The organism is Exiguobacterium sp. SL-9, assembly GCF_004336985.1.
GTDB lineage: Bacteria > Bacillota > Bacilli > Exiguobacteriales > Exiguobacteriaceae > Exiguobacterium.
The window spans coordinates 483,249-505,223 of sequence record NZ_SJUO01000001.1 but is presented as its reverse complement, the minus strand read 5'-3'; the positions used below and the strand labels follow the sequence as shown (position 1 = coordinate 505,223).

The 21,975-nt window shown below is 51.7% G+C and carries 21 protein-coding genes; 14 read left to right on the top strand and 7 right to left on the bottom strand.

Features of this window, described 5'->3' with window-relative positions:
• The first annotated feature begins 56 nt into the window (after positions 1 to 56).
• Together EVJ34_RS02625 and lpdA are read left to right on the top strand one after the other, a co-directional pair.
• Entirely contained in the window at positions 57 to 1,349 is a 1,293-nt protein-coding gene (locus tag EVJ34_RS02625) for a dihydrolipoamide acetyltransferase family protein (protein ID WP_131433731.1), read from the top strand.
• 4 nt (positions 1,350 to 1,353) lie between these two features.
• Entirely contained in the window at positions 1,354 to 2,766 is a 1,413-nt protein-coding gene (gene lpdA, locus EVJ34_RS02620) for a dihydrolipoyl dehydrogenase (RefSeq protein WP_034777014.1), read from the top strand.
• A 17-nt stretch (positions 2,767 to 2,783) separates the two neighbouring features.
• On the opposite strand, the gene aac(6') is transcribed toward lpdA, so the two are convergent.
• Entirely contained in the window at positions 2,784 to 3,227 is a 444-nt protein-coding gene (aac(6'), locus tag EVJ34_RS02615) for an aminoglycoside 6'-N-acetyltransferase (RefSeq protein WP_131484622.1), read from the bottom strand.
• A 75-nt stretch (positions 3,228 to 3,302) separates the two neighbouring features.
• Between aac(6') and EVJ34_RS02610 the strand changes: the two genes are divergently transcribed.
• Positions 3,303 to 3,626, top strand: a complete 324-nt coding sequence (locus EVJ34_RS02610; protein WP_131484621.1) for a DUF3055 domain-containing protein — start codon at positions 3,303 to 3,305, stop codon at positions 3,624 to 3,626.
• Positions 3,627 to 3,733: 107 nt separating this feature from the next.
• On the opposite strand, the gene EVJ34_RS02605 is transcribed toward EVJ34_RS02610, so the two are convergent.
• Positions 3,734 to 5,215, bottom strand: a complete 1,482-nt coding sequence (locus tag EVJ34_RS02605; RefSeq protein ID WP_131484620.1) for an aminotransferase class I/II-fold pyridoxal phosphate-dependent enzyme — start codon at positions 5,213 to 5,215, stop codon at positions 3,734 to 3,736.
• A gap of 171 nt (positions 5,216 to 5,386) precedes the next feature.
• On the opposite strand from EVJ34_RS02605, the gene EVJ34_RS02600 reads away from it, so the two are divergent.
• The 3 genes from EVJ34_RS02600 (at position 5,387) to EVJ34_RS02590 (ending at position 7,421) form a co-directional block, all read left to right on the top strand.
• A complete protein-coding gene (locus EVJ34_RS02600) occupies positions 5,387 to 5,653 on the top strand; it encodes a UPF0223 family protein (RefSeq protein WP_201739648.1) in 267 nt (88 codons plus the stop codon).
• Between the two features lie 246 nt (positions 5,654 to 5,899).
• Positions 5,900 to 6,088 (top strand): hypothetical protein, encoded by a 189-nt coding sequence (locus tag EVJ34_RS02595; protein WP_015881266.1) that lies wholly within the window; start codon positions 5,900 to 5,902, stop codon positions 6,086 to 6,088.
• 79 nt (positions 6,089 to 6,167) lie between these two features.
• Entirely contained in the window at positions 6,168 to 7,421 is a 1,254-nt protein-coding gene (locus tag EVJ34_RS02590) for an inositol monophosphatase family protein (RefSeq protein WP_131484619.1), read from the top strand.
• 61 nt (positions 7,422 to 7,482) lie between these two features.
• On the opposite strand, the gene EVJ34_RS15785 is transcribed toward EVJ34_RS02590, so the two are convergent.
• A complete protein-coding gene (locus EVJ34_RS15785; protein WP_021067003.1) occupies positions 7,483 to 7,659 on the bottom strand; it encodes a hypothetical protein in 177 nt (58 codons plus the stop codon).
• A gap of 163 nt (positions 7,660 to 7,822) precedes the next feature.
• Between EVJ34_RS15785 and typA the strand changes: the two genes are divergently transcribed.
• Entirely contained in the window at positions 7,823 to 9,667 is a 1,845-nt protein-coding gene (gene typA, locus EVJ34_RS02585) for a translational GTPase TypA (RefSeq protein WP_131433743.1), read from the top strand.
• Positions 9,668 to 9,753: 86 nt separating this feature from the next.
• On the top strand, positions 9,754 to 10,098 hold the full coding sequence (locus EVJ34_RS02580) for a YlaH-like family protein (RefSeq protein WP_235045181.1): 345 nt from the start codon (positions 9,754 to 9,756) through the stop codon (positions 10,096 to 10,098).
• A 41-nt stretch (positions 10,099 to 10,139) separates the two neighbouring features.
• Here the strand turns inward: EVJ34_RS02580 and EVJ34_RS02575 are convergent, their stop codons facing one another.
• Positions 10,140 to 10,340, bottom strand: a complete 201-nt coding sequence (locus tag EVJ34_RS02575; protein ID WP_131433745.1) for a YlaI family protein — start codon at positions 10,338 to 10,340, stop codon at positions 10,140 to 10,142.
• 112 nt (positions 10,341 to 10,452) lie between these two features.
• Here EVJ34_RS02575 and EVJ34_RS02570 point away from each other — a divergent pair, with 112 nt between their 5' ends.
• Complete coding sequence (locus EVJ34_RS02570; protein ID WP_131484618.1) at positions 10,453 to 10,902, top strand: PNPOx family protein; 450 nt, start codon at positions 10,453 to 10,455, stop codon at positions 10,900 to 10,902.
• Between the two features lie 33 nt (positions 10,903 to 10,935).
• A complete protein-coding gene (locus EVJ34_RS02565; RefSeq protein WP_131484617.1) occupies positions 10,936 to 12,252 on the top strand; it encodes a PhoH family protein in 1,317 nt (438 codons plus the stop codon).
• Positions 12,253 to 12,280: 28 nt separating this feature from the next.
• Here EVJ34_RS02565 and EVJ34_RS02560 read toward each other — a convergent pair whose 3' ends face one another.
• On the bottom strand, positions 12,281 to 13,492 hold the full coding sequence (locus EVJ34_RS02560; RefSeq protein WP_236636618.1) for a multidrug efflux MFS transporter: 1,212 nt from the start codon (positions 13,490 to 13,492) through the stop codon (positions 12,281 to 12,283).
• Positions 13,493 to 13,586: 94 nt separating this feature from the next.
• Entirely contained in the window at positions 13,587 to 14,054 is a 468-nt protein-coding gene (locus tag EVJ34_RS02555) for a hypothetical protein (protein ID WP_131484616.1), read from the bottom strand.
• A 172-nt stretch (positions 14,055 to 14,226) separates the two neighbouring features.
• On the opposite strand from EVJ34_RS02555, the gene EVJ34_RS02550 reads away from it, so the two are divergent.
• From EVJ34_RS02550 to EVJ34_RS02535, 4 genes are all read left to right on the top strand, one after another.
• Complete coding sequence (locus EVJ34_RS02550) at positions 14,227 to 14,505, top strand: Fpa/YlaN family protein (protein WP_021067011.1); 279 nt, start codon at positions 14,227 to 14,229, stop codon at positions 14,503 to 14,505.
• An 86-nt stretch (positions 14,506 to 14,591) separates the two neighbouring features.
• Positions 14,592 to 15,827 carry an FtsW/RodA/SpoVE family cell cycle protein gene (locus tag EVJ34_RS02545; RefSeq protein WP_131433753.1) on the top strand — a complete coding sequence of 412 codons (1,236 nt, stop codon included), beginning with the start codon at positions 14,592 to 14,594 and terminating at the stop codon, positions 15,825 to 15,827.
• A 31-nt stretch (positions 15,828 to 15,858) separates the two neighbouring features.
• Complete coding sequence (locus EVJ34_RS02540; RefSeq protein WP_131433755.1) at positions 15,859 to 19,296, top strand: pyruvate carboxylase; 3,438 nt, start codon at positions 15,859 to 15,861, stop codon at positions 19,294 to 19,296.
• A gap of 52 nt (positions 19,297 to 19,348) precedes the next feature.
• The gene (locus tag EVJ34_RS02535; RefSeq protein WP_131484615.1) at positions 19,349 to 20,704 is read left to right on the top strand and encodes a cryptochrome/photolyase family protein; all 1,356 of its coding nucleotides are present in this window, start codon (positions 19,349 to 19,351) and stop codon (positions 20,702 to 20,704) included.
• 52 nt (positions 20,705 to 20,756) lie between these two features.
• On the opposite strand, the gene EVJ34_RS02530 is transcribed toward EVJ34_RS02535, so the two are convergent.
• Positions 20,757 to 21,659: a COX15/CtaA family protein gene (locus EVJ34_RS02530; RefSeq protein WP_131433759.1), complete on the bottom strand. Its 903-nt coding sequence runs from the start codon at positions 21,657 to 21,659 to the stop codon at positions 20,757 to 20,759.
• Positions 21,660 to 21,975: the final 316 nt, after the last annotated feature.

Genomic DNA, 21,975 nt, shown 5'->3' with positions numbered 1-21,975 from the left:
GGGAGAATTGTCTCCCTCGTTGTGTTTACATGATGAATTGATGGGAGGAAAAACCAGTGGCAGTATTTGAATTTAAATTACCAGACATCGGTGAAGGAATTCACGAAGGTGAAATCGTCAAGTGGTTCGTAAAAGCAGGGGATACAGTAAAAGAAGATGACATTCTTCTTGAAGTTCAAAACGACAAAGCCGTCGTTGAGATTCCTGCTCCAGTTGATGGGACAGTTAAAGAAGTCAAAGTCTCTGAAGGTACAGTTGCGGTCGTCGGCGATGTCCTCATCACGTTCGATATCGAAGGTGACGCACCAGCCGGTGAAGAAGAAGCAGCTCCTGAACAGCCTAAAGCTGAAGAGAAGACTGAAGATGTGAAAGAAGACGTGAAAGAAGACGGCCCGCGTGAAGTTCAACTTCACAAATCGGAGCGCGTCATCGCGATGCCTTCAATCCGCAAATATGCTCGTGAAAAAGGCGTCGACATCCGTGAAGTCCAAGGTTCTGGAGACAACGGTCGCGTCTTGAAAGAAGACATCGATGCATTCGCAAACGGAGAAGCGCCAGCAGCAGAAGCTACAACAGAGAAAACAGAATCTGTAGCTCCAGCAGCGGCTGCGAAAACGGAAATCAAGCCTTACGAGTCAGCAACGCCTGAACTCGAAACGCGCGAGAAAATCCGTGGTATCCGTAAAGCAATCTCGAAAGCAATGGTCAACTCGAAACACACAGCGCCACACGTTACACTCATGGACGAAGTCGACGTCACGAAACTCGTTGCACTCCGTAAAGAGTTCAAACAAGTTGCTGCTGACCAAGGCGTGAAACTCACGTACTTGCCGTTCGTCGTAAAAGCATTGACTGCTGCAGCAAAAGCTTACCCAGCCATCAACGCATCGATCGATGATGTCAACGAAGAGATCGTCTACAAAAACTACTACAACATCGGTATCGCTGCTGATACGGACAACGGTCTCGTTGTTCCTGTCGTCAAAGAAGCGGACCGTAAGTCAATTTACGCACTCGCTACAAATATCAATGAGCTTGCCGGTAAAGCACGTGAAGGCAAACTTGCTGGGGACGACATGAAAGGCGGATCGATCACAATCACGAACATCGGTTCAGCTGGTGGACAATGGTTCACACCTGTTATCAACCACCCAGAAGTTGCAATTCTCGGTATCGGCCGCATCGCTGAAAAAGCTGTCGTGAAAGACGGCGAAATCGTCGCGGCACCTGTCCTCGCGCTTTCATTCAGCTTTGACCACCGCCTCATCGACGGTGCGACTGCTCAAAACGCACTCAACATGGTGAAACGCTTGCTTCAAGATCCAGCACTTCTAATGATGGAGGGATAAGAACATGGTAGTAGGAGAATTCGCACAAGAAACTGATTTGCTTGTCATCGGCGCCGGTCCTGGTGGATACGTCGCAGCCATCCGTGGCGCACAACTTGGCCTTAAAGTCACGATCGTCGAAAAAGGTAACTTTGGTGGCGTCTGCTTGAACGTCGGTTGTATCCCATCAAAAGCGTTGATCACGGCTGGTCACAACTTCCAGCATGCAAAAGGTCACTCGTCAATGGGAATCACGTCTGACAACGTATCAGTCGACTTCACAAAAGTCCAAGACTGGAAACAGTCGGTCGTCAACAAATTGACTGGCGGCGTCAAAGGTCTTTTGAAAGGTAACAAGATTGACATCGTTCAAGGTGAAGCTTTCTTCGCCTCTGAAGATACAGTTCGTGTTATCACAGAAGATAGCTCGACTCCTTACAAGTTCAAAAAAGCGATTATCGCGACTGGTTCGACACCAATCGAGATCCCATCGTTCAAATGGTCAAAACGCGTCCTTTCTTCAACTGGCGCATTGGCTCTTCCTGAAGTACCGAAGAAACTTGTCGTCATCGGCGGCGGGTACATCGGTATGGAGCTCGGCACAGCGTACGCGAACTTCGATACAGAAGTCGTCGTCGTTGAAGGCGCAAGCGACATCTTGTCTGGCTTCGAGCCGCAAATGACGCAAATCGTCAAGAAGAAACTCAAACAAAAAGGCAACGTCACGATTCACACGAACGCGCTTGCAAAAGGCGTCGAGGAAACAGAAGACGGCGTAACGGTTAAGTTTGAAGTGAACGGCGAAGAGCAGTCTGTGGAAGCGGACTACGTCCTCGTCACAGTCGGCCGTCGTCCAAACACTGGCGACATCGGTCTTGAGAACGCGGAAGTAAAAATCAGCGACCGCGGCATCATCGAAATCGACGACCAGTGCAAGACATCGAACGAAAACATCTACGCCATCGGCGACATCGTACCAGGACCACCGCTCGCGCACAAAGCTTCTTATGAAGCGAAAGTCGCAGCGGAGGCAGCTGCCGGTAAGCCAGCTTACCTCGACTACTCAGCAATCCCAGCGGTCGTCTTCACTGACCCTGAACTTGCAACAGTCGGTTACACAGAGCCACTCGCAAAAGAAGAAGGACTTGAGATCACTGTATCGAAATTCCCATTCGCAGCGAACGGCCGTGCCCTCGCTCTCGACGAGCCAGACGGCTTCATGAAGCTCATCACGCGTAAAGAGGACGGTCTCTTGATCGGTGCTCAAATCGCGGGAACTGGCGCTTCAGATATGATCGCCGAGCTTGGTCTCGCAATCGAAGCAGGCATGACTGCAGAAGATATCGCGCTTACAATCCACGCTCACCCATCACTCGGTGAGATGGCAATGGAAGCGGCAGAAATCGCAATGGGTATGCCAATCCACGTCGTTAAATAAGTCAAAAGCTCTCTCGCTTACTCGCGAGAGAGCTTTTTTACGTAATGGACGGTCCGTTCGACTTCTTGAAAGCCGATGCGTTCATGGAACCGTTGACTGCCGTCGTTCTCGACTTCCGTGTCGGAGGCGAGTTCGGCGCATCCTTGCGACTGGGCGAACGAGGAGGCCGCTTCGACGAGCCTTGTCGCCACGTCTTGCTGCCGTGCGGCTTCGATGACGTAAATTCCTTCTATAAACGCGGTCGGGGAACTGGAGGTGCCAGGGACGTAGTCATGACGGAAACTGAGCTGACAAAAGCCGATCGGTACGTCCGTTTCCGCGATGAAGTAGTGCATCTTGCCCGAGCGGAGACCGAGCCGGACCTCAGGCTTGAGTTCAGCAACGGGTGCGTCTGGCCATAGTTGTCGCATGAGAGCAACGAGTTCGGCGCAATCTTGTTCGTTCGCTTTTCGTATCTTCATCAGTCGTCCTCCTTATGTTTCGTACGTTCAGTATAAAGGAAAATAAGGAGTGAAGTCAGAAAGGAGGGAACGATGATGGCGTTCGATGAAGAATTGTTATATACCGTCTCTGAGACGAGCCGTGTCCGTTTCACGGGAATCGAGACAGAGACGTCACGTTATGATTTCGGTTTTGTGTATACACATCAATTCATGGGAAAAGTGCTCGTCGTCTGTATGCAGACCGGACAATCTGCCCTTCTCGACGTCCGTGCGCTCGAAGAACCGAGACAGCTGTATCCGATGCTTGGGATCGCCCTGCGCGATACTGGTCATGTTGCCGAGTTTTTACGCCTCTGTCTAACTGAAAATGAGATTGAGTCCAATCAAACAGGAAATTCACCCCTTGAAAAAATGTAAGCGTTTTCTTATAATAGAACGTAGGGGAAGCAATTCGATCATCATAAGCCACCTTTTCTTTTGATGACACAAAGCGAGCCGGTCCATTGGACCGGCTCGCTTTCGTTTTAACGGATTGCTTTCGTTTGTTGAATCACTTTAATCATTTGGAGCGACTCGTCTTCAAGGCCTTGGACCGGTAGACCGGCCTCGATGTTGGCCATGATGTATTCGAGTGTCGATGTCGTAATCAGTTCTCCCGGAATGATGATTGGGATTCCTGGCGGATATACCATAATGAACTCGGCTGAGATGCGTCCAACGGCGTTCTCGAGGGGGATCGTCTCCGTTTCCTCGTAGAACGCGTCACGCGGGCTGAGCGCTAGCGGTGGAATCTCTGGGAGCATGATTGATAGCGAATCGTTCCCAGACTGGTCGTAGACCGATACTACGTCACGCATCCCGTCTATCAACGCTTGAATCGTCGACTCGTCGTCGGCACTCGTCACGATGAACAAGACGTTCAACAAATCGGACATTTCAACTTCGATCCGATGGGTCTCCCGCAAATATTTCTCGACTTCAAAGCCAGTGATCCCGAGCTCGCGGACCGAGACGAGGATTTTCGTCTCGTCGAGCGCGTACGTCGACTCTGAATGAAGTTCGGCGTGACCGTATACCGACAAGTGCGGCATATTGTTGATAGCTGTACGAGCCATTCGTGATAGCGTGAGGGCACGTTCGTTCATCATTTCTCCTTTTGTCGCCAACTGGCGGCGGGCCGCGTCGAGCGACGCGAGGAGGAGGTAAGACGTCGACGTCGTCGTAATCATCGACAACATCGCGTGAATCCGTTCCGGCGAGACGAGTCCGCGACGGACATTTAAAATCGAACTTCCCGTCATCGAGCCGCCGAGCTTGTGTACGCTCGTGGCCGCGACGTCCGCTCCGGCCTGCATCGCCGAGAGAGGGAGCTCGTCGTGGAACGGCAAGTGGACACCGTGTGCCTCATCAACGAGGACCGGTACGTCTTGAGCGTGAGCGACTGCGACGATCCGTTCCAAATCACCAGCAATCCCGAAGTACGTTGGATTGATGACGAGGACGGCTTTCGTGTCAGGGTGCATCTCGAGAGCGCGTTCGACGGCACTTGCCGTGATTCCGTGGGCGATCCCATATGTCTCATCATATTCAGGGTGAATGAAGACGGGGTGAGCCCCGGTCAAGACGAGTGCAGACATGACAGATTTATGCACGTTCCGCGGTACGATGATCTTCTCGTTCGGTCCAACGACGCCCATGATCATCGCCATGATGGCGCTCGATGTCCCTTGGACCGAGAAAAACGTCTCGTCGGCACGGAACGCCTCGGCAGCGAGGCGCTCGGCCTCGGCAATCGACGCTTTCGGATGATGGAGATCATCGAGCGGGGCGATGTTGATCAAATCGATCTTCAAGGCGTTCTCGCCGATGAAGTCGCGGAATTCAGGGTCCATTCCTTTCCCGCCTTTATGGCCAGGGATGTGGAACGCGATCGGGTTCGTGTCCACGTGCGTGAGCAACGTGTCAAAGAGCGGTGTCTCGAGCTGTGTAGCACCTTTAAGTTTCAATAGTAAGTCCTCCTTGATAGCAGTGTGTATATGGGTTTTTGGTTTAGGTTCAAGCTGTGGTCAATCAGAACATTTCGTTTCAAAAACAATGCAACAAAAAAACTATAGTGATTTCTATACCAACTTGCAATAGTTTTTTTTGTTGATACAATGGTTGTCGAGGTGAAGAATATGCAAATCAACTATCCGATCAATCCGGACTGGACGACCGACGAACTCATCGAAGTCGTCGAGTTCTATAATCAAGTCGCCTTGGCCAATGAAGGCGGCGTCGACCGTGAGTCGTTTTTGGATGCGTATCGGTCGTTCAAACAAATCGTGACATCGAAATCAGAAGAAAAACAACTAAGTGCCGTCCACGACGAACAGACCGGTTACTCTACCTATCGTACGGTCCAAGCGGCCCTAAAATCAAATTCAAAGATTATAAAGTTGTAACTGCTGGAAAGCATGGGAAAACAGAACAGTTTTCTCATGCTTTTTTTGTTATTTGTCTTCTAAATGGGGTACATATCACTAACAGTTATTTCAGGTTTAGCGTTAGTTGAAATGGGAATATACTCACTAAGATAAAAAATTCAAAATAGTCAGACAATTCTCTTTCTTTTTTGAATCTCATCTGATATACTCAATTCAACTCACTAAACCGTAACTTGTAGCCCAACTAAAGGAGTGTGGCATCTCATGAAACAAGTGATCGAGGCATTCAAAAGAAAAGACGCAGAAAAACGGATTCCGGTGCTGCGCTTAGAGATTGATTATGAATTGGCAACTCTCTTCGATGCAATGGCGTCACAAGACGATGCCACTGTCCAGGCTAGCAAGCATCGGTTAGAGAAATATCGCCAAGAACTTTTGCGTCTCGAAGCCTGACCCACAACCACTCATTCAACCAGTATTCCATGCGGATACTGGTTTTTGTTTGGTACAATACATATTAGAGGTGATAAACATGTTGGAATGGTTCGCGATTGATTTGATTAAGCAGGCAGGGGAATATATTCGACAGCAAATCGATGAGAGTTATCGCATCGAGCGAAAGACGGGGAAAGGAGATTTGGTCACGGAAATTGATCGGGCCGTTGAACAGTTGATTGTCGACCGCATCCGCGAGACGTATCCCGAGCATCATATCATCGGGGAAGAAGGGATCTCCACAGGGCCGGACGACCTGTCTGGAACGGTCTGGTTCGTCGACCCGATCGACGGAACGTTGAATTTCATTCACCAGAAGCGTATGTTTGCCATCTCGGTGGCCGTCATGATTGACGGGATCATCGAGTACGGCTTTGTGTATGACGTGATGGCGGATGAACTGTTCGTGGCGCGCCGCGGTGTCGGGACGACGTTGAACGGTCGGAAGCTCCCATCAATCCAAGAACATCATGTCCGTGATGCTTTCCTTAGCATGAACGCGACATGGGTGACACCGAACCAGCAGATCGCCCCGGAAGTGCTCGCCCCGATTGTTCGAGACTCGGTCGGCACACGGGCGCATGGGGCCGCCTCGCTCGAACTCGCGTGGCTCGCAGCGGGACGGGTCGACGGGTATATCACGATGCGGAATATGCCGTGGGACTATGCCGCCGGTAAACTGCTCGTCGAGGAAGTTGGAGGCAGGGTCGTCTCGATTTATGGGGAACCGGTCTGCTATGACGGGAAGACATCGGTCCTTGCTGGGAGCGAGACGTTCGTCAAAGATGTCGTCAAACACTACGTCATCGCCAAAGGGGCGACTCCGGAAGTGAGACCTGACCTTCAGATTGGGGTCAACGGCACCTACGACCGCGTCCGTGACTTGCTCGTCTTGGCCAACCCGAATGAGGCGATGGTGCGTGAACAATACGTTGCGGGCGAGACGTATGAAGCGACACTCGGTGGGGAACGTGTCGGTGCGTATATGTTGGTGCGGCGCAGTGAGACGATGATCGAACTCGTCAACATCGCCGTCAAGCCGGATCGGCAAAACCAGACAATTGGTCAACGTTTGCTCCAAGACGCGATTCGTCGCGCCGAGCAGAGCGGTGCGAGGCAGATGCTCGTCTGTACGGGTAACTCGAGCATCGTCCAGTTGCGCTTTTATCAACAAGCCGGTTTCCGCTTTGAATCAGTCGAGCGGGACTATTTCCCGGACCACGGTTATCCGTCAATCGAAGAGGACGGTCTCGCCTTGCGTGACCGCATCTGTCTGACACGCGACCTATAAGTGTTGGCGCCAGAAGAATAACACCATAAACAAGGCCCGGGCAAATCGCCCGGGCCTTCTGTTATGGACGTCGATTCGAGAGGACCCGACGGCGCAAGTTGATTCCAAAGAATGTGGCGATGCCGCTCAAGGCGAGACTACCGATGATGATGGCGGCACTTCCTTCGGCGACCCCGATTCCGATACCGACGAAACCAGCGACGACCGCGGTCGCGATTAAAACGAACATGAGTTGCATGGAGATTCCCCCTTTTTTCTCTAGTCTTCTTTATTGTAGTCAAAAATGATGCGTTTGGAAACGTTAACAGTTGATAACACTCGACAAAGGTGGTAGGACGTGTGCTATACTCTTAAAGTTGAATAAAAGATGAAACTTTTTTAAATAAGAGAGGACTAACTACATGAATGTAAGAACTAACCTTCGGAACGTAGCCATCATCGCCCACGTTGACCATGGTAAAACAACGCTTGTCGATGAATTATTGAAACAGTCTGGTACTTTCCGGACAAACGAAATGGTCGCAGAACGCGCCATGGACTCGAACGATATCGAACGTGAGCGCGGAATCACAATTCTCGCGAAAAACACGGCAATCGATTATAAAGACACACGCATCAACATCGTTGATACACCGGGTCACGCCGACTTCGGTGGTGAAGTTGAGCGGATCATGCGTATGGTTGACGGCGTTATCCTCGTCGTCGATGCACGTGAAGGCTGTATGCCACAAACGCGTTTCGTATTGAAGAAAGCACTCGACCAAGGTCTCCGTCCAATCGTTGTCGTCAACAAAATTGACAAGCCGATGGTACGCCCACTCGACGTTGTCGATGAAGTTGTCGACTTGTTGATCGACCTTGGAGCAGATGAAGATCAACTTGAATTCCCTGTCGTCTATACGTCTGCAGTCAGCGGTTCAAGTTCGTTCGATCCTGATCCAGAGAAGCAAGAAGATACAATCACGTACGTGCTCGACACGATTCTTGAGAACACACCGGCACCAATCGATAACTCGGATGAGCCGCTTCAGTTCCAAGTCACGATGCTCGACTACGACAACTACCTCGGCCGGATCGGCGTAGGTCGCGTCTTCCGTGGGAAAATCAAAGTCGGCGAATCAGTGTCACTTTGCAAAACAGACGGATCAATCAAACAATTGCGCGTCACTAAATTGTTCGGTTACTTCGGCCTCAAACGTGTTGAAATCGAAGAAGCCAAAGCTGGTGACTTGATCGCCATCGCCGGGATGGAAGACATCAACGTCGGTGAGACGGTCACGCCAGTCGGTCAAGAAGAGCCACTTCCGCTCCTTCGCATCGATGAGCCGACGCTTCAAATGCGTTTCATGACAAACAACTCACCGTTCGCAGGACGCGAAGGCGATTTCGTGACAGCACGTAAAATCGAAGAGCGTTTGATGAAACAACTCGAGACGGACGTTTCACTCCGTGTCGAAAACACAGATTCGCCTGACCAATGGGTCGTATCAGGACGCGGTGAGCTTCACCTCGGGATCTTGATTGAGAACATGCGTCGTGAAGGCTACGAACTTCAAGTGTCGAAACCACAAGTTATCATCCGTGAAGACGAAGATGGTACGAAAATTGAGCCGTTCGAGCGCGTCATCGTTGACGTCCCAGAAGAGTACACGGGTTCAGTCATGGAATCGATCGGTCTCCGTAAAGGGGAACTCGCGAACATGAACACGAACGACAACGGTCAAACACGTATGGAATTCATCGTTCCGTCACGTGGTCTCATCGGCTATCGTAACGAGTTCTTGTCAGCAACACGCGGATACGGGATCTTGAACCACACGTTCGAAGAGTACCGTCCGTTTATCTCTGCTGACATCGGCGGACGCCGCAGTGGTGTCATGGTTTGTATCGAACCTGGTAAGTCGACGGCTTACTCGATCGGTGCCCTTGAAGACCGTGGAACGATCTTCATCGAGCCAGGTGTAGAAGTATACGAGGGAATGATCATCGGTGAATGTAACCGTGACGTCGACCTCGCGATCAACGCTGTCAAAGGCAAACAGTTGACGAACATGCGTGCTTCAGCAAAAGACTCGACACAAGTCTTGAAACGTCCACGCGTCTTCTCACTCGAAGAATCGCTCACGTTCTTGAACGATGACGAGTACTGTGAAATCACACCGGAGTCGATCCGTCTCCGTAAAAAAGTCTTGAACAAGAACGAGCGCGAGAAAGCTGACAAGCGTCGTAAACTTGGTAAAGAATAAGTCGGAAAAAAGGGAGCGCCTAGGCGTTCCCTTTTGTTTTGGATAGTGTAGAATGGTTGTGTAGGAAATGAAGGGGGATTATCAGCTTGAAAGCTTCTCAAACGATGGACATCACACAAATCGATGTGCCGTGGATTGCCTCGCTACTTGGCGTCGGCAGTGATGCGAACGACTTCTCGGTCGGGTTCAACGCGTTAATCATCACGGTCATCTTATTGACGATACTCGTGTTCAAACTAGGTTTTGCCAAACAATTGACGTGGTGGAAGTCACTCGTCGTCTATATGCTGCTCGCCCTTGGTGCAGGCACGATGGCGCTCGTCTTCTTCACATGGCCGATTCCAGAAGTTCTCCTGGTCATGGCTGTCGTCTTGGCGATTTACCGGGGCCGACTCTGGTGGAACCGACGTCAAGGCATCGAATCACACTAAAAAATGGACGTTTCGCCCTCGGGCGAGACGTCCATTTTTGATTACCATCTCCGTTTTTGTCGGAATGATGGATATAGGTGGAATTGGCCGGTCGCGGCACGCTCAGCGGTTCGCGCGGTGATGCGTTCTTGGCACGCTTGGCACATGTACGTTTTAGCAGGTTTATTACGAAGTCGTTTCGCTTCGAACGACCACGAATCAATCGTTTCGATTTTGTCACAAAGAGAGCACTTTACGCGCATGGTCTCACCTTCCTCTTCGTTGATTATAGCATGATTTCAGGAGAGAAAAGCAGGGAAAGAGGTTTGTAAGGGCGAATCCATTTCGTATACCCGTTCGGGAGGAGGGGAGTATATGGCGAGTAAAACCGCGTTCGAACTTTCAACGTCACAACAAGCCACGTTAAACGATATGCCATTGACGTTTTTAATCGCATTTGATGAACCGAAACGGTGGCCGACCACCCATGCCATCAGCTGGGTGCAAGCGCCGAATGAAATGACGATTCGCTTTACCTTGACGAAGAATTCGCATTTAATCACGTTGCTCGCAAACGAGCGAACCGCAAGTCTCATTTTTATAGAAGGGGGCCAGGCCTACAGTGTGGCCTTATCACATGTGGCCGAATTCGAGCCGAGTGTGAAGCCGGGATTGCACCTTCGCTTTTTTGAAGGGCACGTCGAGGAAGTCCGTAACGTCTCCTTTTATGGAGCGGAGTATGGGCAACCGGACATCGTCAAGACGTACGATGTCGAAGCAGCAGAAAAGCTGGACCGTGAAGTCAAGGAGAGTTTGAATTCTTGATCACCATCCTATTTTCGAGGGGCGGCAAAGTCTATGAAAAAAACGTATGTGCTCGATACGAACGTACTCTTACACGATCCACTCTCTTTGTTCCAATTCGATGAGCACGATGTCGTCATTCCCGCCATCGTATTAGAAGAGCTTGACGGCAAAAAACGCAATATGGATGAAGTCGGTCGCAACGCCCGTGAGACGGCGCGTGTACTTGACCAACTCCGCACGACCGGTAAACTGCACGACGGGGTACCGCTCGAAAACGGCGGGCACTTGTTCGTCGAGATCGGTCACGAACATACTGTCGATTTCCCGTTCGACGTCATGACGAACGACAACCGCATCTTGACCGTGGCGCTCGGCCTGATGAAACAATACGAGCATGACCGCACCCGTAAAGTCGTGGTCGTCTCGAAAGATATACTCGTCCGCGTCAAAGCGGATGCAATCGGCATCGAAGCCGAAGACTATTTGACCGACCATATCGTCGACACGACAGATCGATATGCTGGCTACCTAGAGATTGAAGTCGATCAAGCCGTCATCGATGAATTTTACAAAGTCCGGCAGCTCCCACTGTCCGCTTTGACGAAAAATCAGCTGTATCCGAATTCATTCGTCGTTTTGAAAAGTAACGTCTCGAAAGCGAGCGCGGTCGCGGTCGTCGATGCGCTGCAACCAATCCTTCGTCCGCTCTCCCTAGACGTCGAACACGTCTGGGGCATCCATCCCCGCAACGTCCAACAGCGGATGGCGCTTGACTTGTTGCTTCGGGACGATATCCCATTCGTGACGTTGCTCGGCAAAGCGGGGACCGGGAAGACGCTTCTCGCGCTCGCGGCCGGATTGTCACTCGTTGAAGACGAACGTCGGTTCAACAAGCTCGTCGTCGCCCGCCCGGTCGTCCCGATGGGGAATGATATCGGCTATTTACCGGGGGAGATGGAAGAAAAACTTCGGCCTTGGATGCAACCGATTTACGACAACTTGGAGTTTTTGTTTAACGCTAATTCAAAAGATGAGCTCGGTAACATCTTGGCCGGTATCAAATCGATTCAGCTCGAGGCGCTCACGTATATCCGTGGCCGCAGCATGCCGGATCAGTTCATCATCATCGATGAGGCTCAAAACTTGACGAAACATGAGATTAAGACGATTCTGACTCGGGTCGGAGAAAACTCGAAAATCGTTCTCGTCGGCGACCCGTATCAAATCGACCATCCGTATTTGGATGAATATTCGAACGGTCTCACGTACGCCGTCGAACGGTTCAAAGGACAAAACGTGTTCGGGCACGTCCAACTCATCAAAGGGGAGCGCTCTTCGCTCGCCCGGTTGGCCGCCGATTTACTATAACAAAAAGCGCCGAGCGGCCGCTCGGCGTTTATTTCGTGTTTGGATGGAGTGCGACTTGCACGTTCGATTTTTCGAGCAGGGCGTTCGTCAACATGATCAGGCCGGTTACGATGAATAGGGCGGAGAAGCCGAAATGGGCGACGACTTGGGACCCGAACAACGGTCCGAGCAAGTTACCCATAAACTGGGCTGACTGATTATAGGAGAAGATGCGCCCGGCCGCCCGGCTCGGCGTATGTTGCCGGAGGAGCGACTGCACGGACGGCATGAGTGCCGCGGTGGCGAAACCGAGCCCGAACCGTAACACGACGAGTTGCGTCGTCGACGTCACGAACGCCTGCGGAATCAAGAAGGCGCTATAGACGATGAGCGCCCAAAATAAAATACGTTCGGCGCCATATCGATCGGAGAGCCGACCGAGCCGCTGTGCGGAAATGAGGGCGGCTACACCTGGTGCTGAAGCGACGATGCCAGCGATAAAGGCGAGCGACGTCGTATATGGGTTTAGTTCACGGACGTACAACGTCAACAGAGGACCGACCGACTGCGTCGAGAAGGTGATTAAAAACGTCGTCAAAAATAGACTAAAGATGAGTTGTGGATGACGAAGTGAGGCGATAATCGATCTCGTCGAATCAAGTCGCTCGCGCGCCACCGGGACAAAGTCCTCTTTGACGAACACGAGTGTGATGAGAAACGTGATGAATAGTGCACTGCCGGTCAAGAGAAAAACGGGTCGAAGCCCAATCCAGTCGGCGAGGAGTCCTCCGATCAATGGACCGAGGAGTCCGCCGGTGATGCCACCGGTCGACAACGTACCGAGCGCCCAGCCACTTTTCTCTTTTGGCGTTTGTGAAGCGACGAGGGTGATCCCCGCCGATATAAATCCGGACACGGCGCCCATGAGCAGCCGAAGCCCCACGAGTTGATACACGTCTTGCACGAAGCTGATGAGTGTCATCACGATCGCCATGCCGAGGCTCGCACGAATGAGCATTAACTTGCGCCCTTTTTGGTCGGCGAGCCGTCCCCAAAGCGGGGAGACGATGGCGGCCACGAGGAACGTGGCCCCGAAAGCGACGGCTGACCACGTGACAACGTGATCGGGATCCGTGACTCCGAGCTCTTCGATGAACAAGGGGAGGAACGGCAGGACGAGGCTCATCGAGGCCGCCGTCAAAAAACTACCGATCCAGACGATGATTAAATTTTTCTTCCATAAAGGGTACGTAAGCGTCACGACCTTTCAAGCTTGAAGTTTTTCCATAACGTATATGTTACACTTTGTGAACTAAAAAGTCCAAAAAAATGAGAAGGCGCAATGGCCTTCTCGATTATGCTTCTGTTCGCACCGCGATGTGATGAACCCCTCGCAAAATGTGCTGATGATGCAAGACGTAGACTGGACCGTCCACGAGCACTTTCCCGTCTTTCGAGAACTGAAGATAGACGGTACGCGCCTCATCGATTGGCAGCGTGAGCACCGTCTCCCCATAAAAGCTGACGTGCGTCGCCGTAGCGGTCGGTTCAGCGTTTTGCAGGAACGGGGCGAACGGCATCGCGAACGAGTCGCGCAGCGCCGCATCCTTATCGGCCCGAGTCATCGGTTTGTTGTGGTCGATACGTGTCCCTTGCGTCAAGCCGTCGTCCCATGCCTTCCCCATCTTGGCATAGTATGCGTCATTGTCACTTTCTACCGCGCGGTCGAGGTTTTCGACATTTCGCTTGCGGTCATCAAAAATCCATACGGTCGGGTCGATCGTCAACGCGTGACGAACCGCTCCGTCTAGTGGAAAAATCATTGATACGCCCCCTTTAATCACGATACACTGTACATTATACAGCTCTTTCTCAGAAAAAGGGAAACTGCGAGAAACTCGTAGTGATTCCAGACTGTTCATTGAATTATGATGAAATATAATGTACAGTTGAGTTATGACAAACAGTCTGTCATTGTACGGAGGAGGGGTCGTAGTGGCGACAAATTTGGCTGCAGTCCAACGGGAGCAAGCGCTTCAACTATTAGAGGCCGACGCTGAAAAAATCCGTTGTTTGATTGAAGTGCAGTTAGAAAACCTAAAAATGCCGAAGTGCCCGCTTTATGAAGAGGTGCTTGATACACATATGTTCGGTCTATCACGCCAAATTGATTTTGCGGTCCGTCTTGGACTCATTTCAGACATTGAAGGTAAAGGACTGCTCGATTCATTGGAACAAAAGCTGTCCGCCCTCGCGGAAGCTTCAGATTTATGAACCTTATACTCAAACTGTGCAAGCGGCGCTGTTTGAGTATTTTTTTATAATGGGTCAAGGATTGTTGTACATAAGGAAGTGAAAACATGAAAACTCGGTTTCGGTACTTTGATTTCTCACTGTTCATTGCGGTGCTCATGCTCGTCGGAATCAGCTCGATCATGATTTACAGTGCGAGTGTATGGAATCGCGGGGATTACGCGAACAGCGGTTTGTTCTATCGGCAACTTGTTTATGCCGGACTCGGCATCATCGTCTATTTCATCGCAACGATGTTTCGCTATGAGAACTTTAGAAAACCAAATATTTTGTACGGCCTCTATCTCTTATCGGTCGTTCTGTTGTTCGTCACGTGGGCGATGCCACCGCTCAACGGGGCGCGGGCGTGGCTCATCATTGGTGGGTTTACGATTCAACCAGTCGAGATTGCCAAGTTTGTATTGATTTTATTGCTCGCGAACTATTATCACCAATTGTGGAACAACGAATTGAAAGGGCTGCCAGGTCGACTCGGGCGAGCTGCGGTCATGAAGAAAGGAATCCGGGCCCAAGCCGGTGCCTTCTTCGTGATTCCGGTCATCTACTTCTTTTTGCCGTATGCGATCGCCATCAACGGGCAACCGGATATGGGGGGACTGTTCGTCCTCGGCGCCATCATGTTCCTCATGTGGCTCGCCGTCGGGGCGCCGCTCCGAATCATTATCCCATCTGTCCTCGCCGGCATCGGAGTCGTCTATTTGATGTTCACGACGATTTTCTCGGAAAATCAACGCAGTCGGATCGAAGTCGTCTTCAATCCGTTCATGGACCCTGAAGGCTATGGTCATCAATTACTCATGTCGATCATCTCAATCGTACATGGGGGCTTGACGGGTGTCGGTCTCGGGAACAGTTATCAGAAATACGGGTACCTGCCCGAACCGGAGACGGACTATATCATGTCAATCATTGCCGAGGAACTCGGTTTTGTTGGTGTCGTCGTCGTCCTCGTCTTGCTCTTTTTCATCGCATTTCGAGCCGTCAATATCGCCAATCATAGCGATAGTCACTTCGCGATGTTCGTCTCGTTCGGTATCGCTGCTCAAATCATGGTCCAGACCGGAATCAATATCGGTGCCATGTCCGGCTGGTTCCCAGGTACAGGTGTCACGCTCCCGCTCGTCAGTTACGGCGGGACGTCACTCATCATGACGATGGGAATTCTCGGTGTGCTCAGTAGCATCTCGATGCGAAATCGGCATCGGGAAGCGACGAAGCGAGCGGAAATCCGTGAAAAGTCGGCAGAAAATGTTCAAAGTTCTTCGCTGCATGTTGTAAGGTAAAAAGGATTGAACTACTTAAATGGGGGGATTTATGTTGAAACCAATTAGCAAATTACTTGTAGCCAACCGTGGAGAAATCGCCATTCGTGTCTTTAGGGCCGCCACTGAATTAGGGATGCGCACGGTCGCCGTCTATTCACAAGAAGACAGCGGCTCATTGCACCGCTTCAAAGCGGATGAGGCGTATTTGATCGGTCTCGATAAAAAGCCGATTGACGCCTATCTCGACATCGAGGACGTGATCCGGATCGCGAAACAGTCGGGGGCTGACGCGATTCACCCGGGGTACGGTTTCTTATCCGAGAATATCGAGCTCGCACGTCGTTGCCGCGAAGAAGGCATCATCTTCGTCGGTCCGAACGAATCGCATCTTCACGCGTTCGGGGATAAAGTTCGAGCTCGCCAAAGTGCGATCGCAGCCGGTCTGCCGGTCATTCCAGGTTCAAACGGACCGCTCACATCATACGAAGACGCGCTCGACTTTGCGAACGAGCACGGGTTCCCACTCATGGTCAAAGCGGCGATGGGCGGAGGTGGACGAGGGATGCGTGTCATCCGCACGGAAGCCGAGATGAAAGATTTGATTGAACGTGCCAAGTCAGAAGCGAAGCAAGCGTTCGGTTCAGACGAAGTGTACATAGAAAAATTAGTGGAACGTCCAAAGCATATCGAGGTTCAGATTCTCGGGGACGATCACGGGAACATCATTCACTTGTTCGAACGCGACTGCTCGGTCCAACGTCGACATCAAAAAGTCGTCGAGGTCGCACCTTGTGTGACATTATCGGAAGCATCACGTCAAGCCATCTGTGACGCGGCCGTAAAACTGATGCGCCATGTCGGCTATATTAACGCCGGGACGGTCGAATTCCTCGTCACGGAAGACGAGTCGTTCTACTTCATCGAGGTCAACCCGCGCATTCAAGTCGAGCACACAATCACAGAGATGGTGACCGGCTTCGATATCGTGCAGACTCAGCTCATGATCGCGCAAGGAGAGTCGCTCCACGGCGACGTCATTCATATGCCGAAACAAGAGGACATCAAATTGCTCGGTTACGCGATCCAGTCCCGCGTCACGTCAGAAGATCCGGGCAACAACTTTATGCCGGACACGGGCAAAATTATGGCGTACCGCTCTCCGGGCGGCTTTGGGGTCCGACTCGATGGGGGCAACGCCTACGTCGGGGCCGAAATCTCGCCGTATTACGACTCACTCCTCGTGAAGCTGTCGACACACGGCATGACGTTCGAGCAAGCCGCTTCGAAAATGGTCCGTAACTTGAACGAGTTCCGGATTCGCGGCATCAAGACGAACATTCCGTTCTTGATTAATGTGATGAAACATCAAAACTTCATCAGCGGCGACTATAACACGTCGTTCATCGACGAGACGCCGGAACTGTTTGTCTTCCCGAAACGGAAAGACCGCGGGACGAAGCTCCTTAACTATATCGGTGACGTCACGGTGAACGGGTTCCCAGGTGTCGGATTGAAAGATAAGCCGATCAGCCGATCGGTCCGGATCCCGCAAAACCTGCCTGCTGAAGCCAAACCAGGGACGAAACAGATTTTGACGGAGCTCGGTCCGGACGGCCTCGCCGATTGGATCAAGCGCCAGCCTGAACTGTTGTTGACGGATACGACGATGCGCGACGCGCACCAGTCGCTCCTCGCAACACGGGTGCGGACGCAAGACATCATCAATATCGCCGAACCGACGAGCAAGCTCATGCCAGAGTTGTTCTCGGTCGAGGCGTGGGGTGGTGCTACGTTCGACGTTGCCTATCGCTTCCTCTCGGAAGACCCATGGGTTCGTCTCATGCGTCTTCGTGAGAAAATGCCGAACGTCTTGATTCAAATGTTGCTTCGCGGCGCTAACGCCGTCGGTTATAAAAACTATGCCGACAACGTCATCGAGCAGTTCGTCCATGAGGCGGCCTATGCCGGCGTCGACGTGTTCCGAATCTTCGACAGCTTGAACAACCTCGAGTCAATCCAACTTGCGATTGACGCGACGTTACCGACCGGAAAAGTCGCCGAGGCAGCGGTTTGTTATACGGGTGACCTATACGATGGCAGCCGTCCGAAATATCACTTGCCGTATTACGTTGACTTGGCGAAGAAACTCGAAGCGAGCGGGGCCCACATCCTTGCCATCAAAGATATGGCCGGTCTGCTCAAACCGGAATCGGCGTACGCGCTCGTCTCGGCCTTGAAAGATGCCGTCGACTTGCCGATTCACTTGCATACGCACGACGCTTCCGGCAACGGGATCTTCACATATGCGCGGGCGACAGATGCGGGCGTCGACATCGTCGACGTCGCTGCGAGCTCGATGTCGGGTATGACATCACAACCTTCAGGCGGCAGCTTGATTTACGCGCTTGACCATCACAAGCGTCAACCGAAAATCGATGCGAAACATTACGAAGTCATCAGCGATTACTGGCAAGACGTGCGTCATAACTATGAGCCGTTCGAAAGTGACATGCGCGCTTCGAACCCGTCGGTATATGAGCACGAGATGCCAGGTGGACAGTATTCGAACTTGCAACAACAAGCGAAGGCGGTCGGTTTAGGCGACCGTTGGAGCGAAGTAAAGGCGATGTACGCCCGTGTCAACATGTTGTTCGGCGATATCGTCAAAGTAACACCATCTTCGAAAGTCGTCGGAGACATGGCGCTGTTCATGGTCCAACACAACTTGAGCGAACAAGATGTCGTTGAACGTGGTTACCAACTTGACTTCCCAGATTCGGTCGTCGAGATGATGCGCGGGGAGCTCGGCACGCCTCCTGGAGGATTCCCGACTGACGTGCAGCAAGCCATCTTGAAAGGTGACAAGCCGCTCGACGTACGTCCGGGTAAACTGATCGAACCGTACGACTTCAAGGCGGCACAGACGAAGTTGTTCGAGAAACTTGATCGTCCGGTGACGGACTTTGAACTACTCTCGAACGCGTTGTATCCGAAAGTGTTCGAGGACTACATCACGCATTCGACGACGTACGGTGATGTATCGGTGCTCGACACGTTGACGTTCTTCTACGGATTGAACGTCGGAGAGACGATCCAAGTCGAAATCGAGACCGGGAAGACGCTCATCATCAAACTCGTTCAAATTAGTGCGGCGAACGAGGACGGCATCCGTCTCGTCTCTTACGAGATGAACGGGGTACCGCGCGAAATCGAAATCAAGGACGTGAACGTGAAGTCGGCGACGACGAGCCGTCCGAAAGTCGATCGGTCGAACCCGAAACAAGTCGGTGCTTCGATGCCAGGTTCGGTATTGAAAGTGCTCGTCGAACCGGGTAGCCGTGTCCACCGCGGGGAACAGCTCCTCGTCACAGAAGCGATGAAGATGGAGACGACGGTCCAAGCCGCCCAAGACGGTGAAGTCAAAGCGGTCCATATTAAAGAGGGCGACACAATCCAAAGTGACGACTTATTGATTGAATTTGTATAATGGAAAGAAGCATAGCGCGGCTATGCTTCTTTTTTAGATAGGAGTGGGAGAGATGAGACGAGTCTGTTGGTTTCGATCAGATTTTCGATTGACTGATCATCATATGTTACACCGGGTATTGAAAGATGCAGATTCAAGTGATGACGTGGAATTTGTCTTTTGGCTCAATCCCAAGTATTGCGAGCCGTTCGAGACGCGGCACGATTACTTTTTCGCGACGATGCGACAATTCATGGATGAACTCAAGGAGAACGGACTTGGTCTGCGTGTGCTCGTTGCCGACACGGCTGAACAGTTTGTCGAATCACTCGGTGAGCTCGACGCCTTATATTTCAACGCCGAGTATGTCGAACCGTTCAAGCAGCGCGACGATGCCGTCATCGAGGCGCTCGGGCAAGACGTCAAAGTCATCCGTTTGCTCGATCGGCATTTGTTCGCCCCGAACGCGTTCACGAAAAAAGATGGCGATCCGTACAAAGTCTACACACCGTTCAAAAAAGCGGCCTATGCCGAGGCCCCGCCCGCACCGTATGAAGTCGATATCGAGATGCTGAAGCAGCTCGTCACGACCGACAATGTCGTACCGATTGAATTGCAGCATCAGTTCGACCGGTGCGAGCGTTCGTGGAAAGCGCTCGGCGAAGCGGCCGCGAAACGACGCTTGCATGACTTCGTCAACAATCGGATCGACGCATACGATGTGGACCGCGACATCCCAGCCATCGCCGGCACGAGCCGGCTCTCGCCGTATCTCCGGACCGGGGTGCTGTCAATCCGCACCGTGGCGGAAGCGGTGCGGTCGGCACCGAAGTCGAGCGGGCGAGACACGTATTACGATGAGCTGTTATGGCGTGAGTTTTACTATATGATCATGGTTCAATTCCCAGGGTTGAAAGATCGTCCGTTCAACGACAAGTATAAGCATTTGGATTGGGAAAACGATGAGGAGAACTTCAAAGCGTGGTGTGATGGGAAGACGGGGTACCCAATCGTCGACGCGGCGATGCGGCAACTGAACGAGACGGGCTGGATGCATAACCGGCTTCGCATGATCGTCGCCTCGTTCTTGTCGAAGCATCTGATGATTGACTGGCGGAAAGGGGAGCGCTATTTCGAGCAGAAGCTGATCGACTATGAGGCGGCCTCAAATATCGGGGGCTGGCAATGGGCCGCCTCGGTCGGCACAGATGCGGTGCCGTACTTCCGCATCTTTAATCCGACGACGCAGTCCGAGAAGTTTGATCGGGACGGGACGTTCATCCGGAAGTATGTACCTGAACTCGCCGATCTCGATAAGAAGGCGATCCATTTCCCTGGCCTTGCCGAGCGTGACGGATATGTGGACCCAATCGTTGACCATAAGGAAGCCCGGGCCCGAGCGCTCGAGCGATTCAAGCAAGCCCAATAACACCATACACAAAAAAAGGAGCGATACGTGTCGCTCCTTTTCATATGCTTGATTAGACTGATTTTTGTCGAACGGCATCGATCGACCGTTTTTGGCTCCGATATGCGTGATACGCCAAATACGAGATAATCCCGAAATAGCACGTGATCAAGAATGCATGGAGGAGCGGGACGTACGTGGCATGTCCCCCGAGGACGATCCACGCCCCCGTGCCGACTTGGAGCAAGATGAAGAACAGTGAGGCCCACATGCCCTTCTCGACGAGCCGATTCGTCTCCCGACGTGCCAAATACAATACGTACAGTGTATAGAAGACGAGCAGTCCCGCCATGATGCGGTGCCCCATCTGGACGTACGACTCGAACGTCCACACATTCTGGTCACAAATCGGCCAGCCGACGCACGCATACGTCGCGCCGAGGTGACGGACATAAGCCCCCGTGTAGACGACGACCATCGTATAAATCGTCAACCCGTAAAGATGAATCTTCAATCGCTCGGAGACGGCCCGATGTACGCGTTCCCCTTCGAACAGGAGAATCGTCAAGATGAGCAGCGATGCGAACGAGACGAGCGAGATGCCGAAGTGGAGCGCGAGAATCGCGTCCGACTGTTGCCAGATGACAGCCCCGGCACCGATGATGGACTGGATGAGCATAAAAATGAACGCGAGGAACGCGAACACTTTGACGTCATAGCGGTTTTTGACGACCGCGAACGTCCAAACTGTCAATGCGATGATCAGAAGTCCTTCGACGCCAGAGACGACACGGTGACTGTACTCAATCATCGTCTCGACGCTCGGATTCGTCGGAATCAGTTTCCCGTGACAGAGCGGCCAATCTGTACCGCACCCGTCGCCGGAGTCGGTCTTCGTCACGGTTCCACCCATGATGAGAACGAGCATCATCCCGAGCGTGACGAGTGCTGAAAATAGTGCGAGTTTTTTATGCATTCGTTTCCACCTGCTTTTGAGAAAATCACTAGAATTGTGCCTTGTCAGTTTATATTTTTTTCGCCATACTTATTATACGGCTTTATGTCGTAAAAACGAAACGGAAAAGCTTGCAATCGCTATCAAAATCGTTATTCTAGTATTAGCGTAGCGTTTTTACTGTGACAATTATCACACGTCTGTCACAAAAAACTAGCTATTTTACAAGCATAAACGACGTATTCTTTTTGAAAATATGGTATCTTTGTTATGAGTTAAGTGAACTTTGTTCATATTGTGTTTTTTCTGTGAAAAGAATACGAGGATTTCGTGATTA

Bases quoted from the DNA above. Each gene is read 5' to 3' on its own strand.
- lpdA (WP_034777014.1), top strand. From the start codon at position 1,354: ATGGTAGTAGGAGAATTCGCACAAGAAACTGATTTGCTTGTCATCGGC.
- EVJ34_RS02610 (WP_131484621.1), top strand. From the start codon at position 3,303: ATGGCGTTCGATGAAGAATTGTTATATACCGTCTCTGAGACGAGCCGT.
- EVJ34_RS02600 (WP_201739648.1), top strand. From the start codon at position 5,387: ATGCAAATCAACTATCCGATCAATCCGGACTGGACGACCGACGAACTC.
- EVJ34_RS02595 (WP_015881266.1), top strand. From the start codon at position 5,900: ATGAAACAAGTGATCGAGGCATTCAAAAGAAAAGACGCAGAAAAACGG.
- EVJ34_RS02590 (WP_131484619.1), top strand. From the start codon at position 6,168: ATGTTGGAATGGTTCGCGATTGATTTGATTAAGCAGGCAGGGGAATAT.
- EVJ34_RS15785 (WP_021067003.1), bottom strand. From the start codon at position 7,659: ATGCAACTCATGTTCGTTTTAATCGCGACCGCGGTCGTCGCTGGTTTC.
- typA (WP_131433743.1), top strand. From the start codon at position 7,823: ATGAATGTAAGAACTAACCTTCGGAACGTAGCCATCATCGCCCACGTT.
- EVJ34_RS02575 (WP_131433745.1), bottom strand. From the start codon at position 10,340: ATGCGCGTAAAGTGCTCTCTTTGTGACAAAATCGAAACGATTGATTCG.
- EVJ34_RS02570 (WP_131484618.1), top strand. From the start codon at position 10,453: ATGGCGAGTAAAACCGCGTTCGAACTTTCAACGTCACAACAAGCCACG.
- EVJ34_RS02565 (WP_131484617.1), top strand. From the start codon at position 10,936: ATGAAAAAAACGTATGTGCTCGATACGAACGTACTCTTACACGATCCA.
- EVJ34_RS02555 (WP_131484616.1), bottom strand. From the start codon at position 14,054: ATGATTTTTCCACTAGACGGAGCGGTTCGTCACGCGTTGACGATCGAC.
- EVJ34_RS02545 (WP_131433753.1), top strand. From the start codon at position 14,592: ATGAAAACTCGGTTTCGGTACTTTGATTTCTCACTGTTCATTGCGGTG.
- EVJ34_RS02540 (WP_131433755.1), top strand. From the start codon at position 15,859: ATGTTGAAACCAATTAGCAAATTACTTGTAGCCAACCGTGGAGAAATC.
- EVJ34_RS02535 (WP_131484615.1), top strand. From the start codon at position 19,349: ATGAGACGAGTCTGTTGGTTTCGATCAGATTTTCGATTGACTGATCAT.
- EVJ34_RS02530 (WP_131433759.1), bottom strand. From the start codon at position 21,659: ATGCATAAAAAACTCGCACTATTTTCAGCACTCGTCACGCTCGGGATG.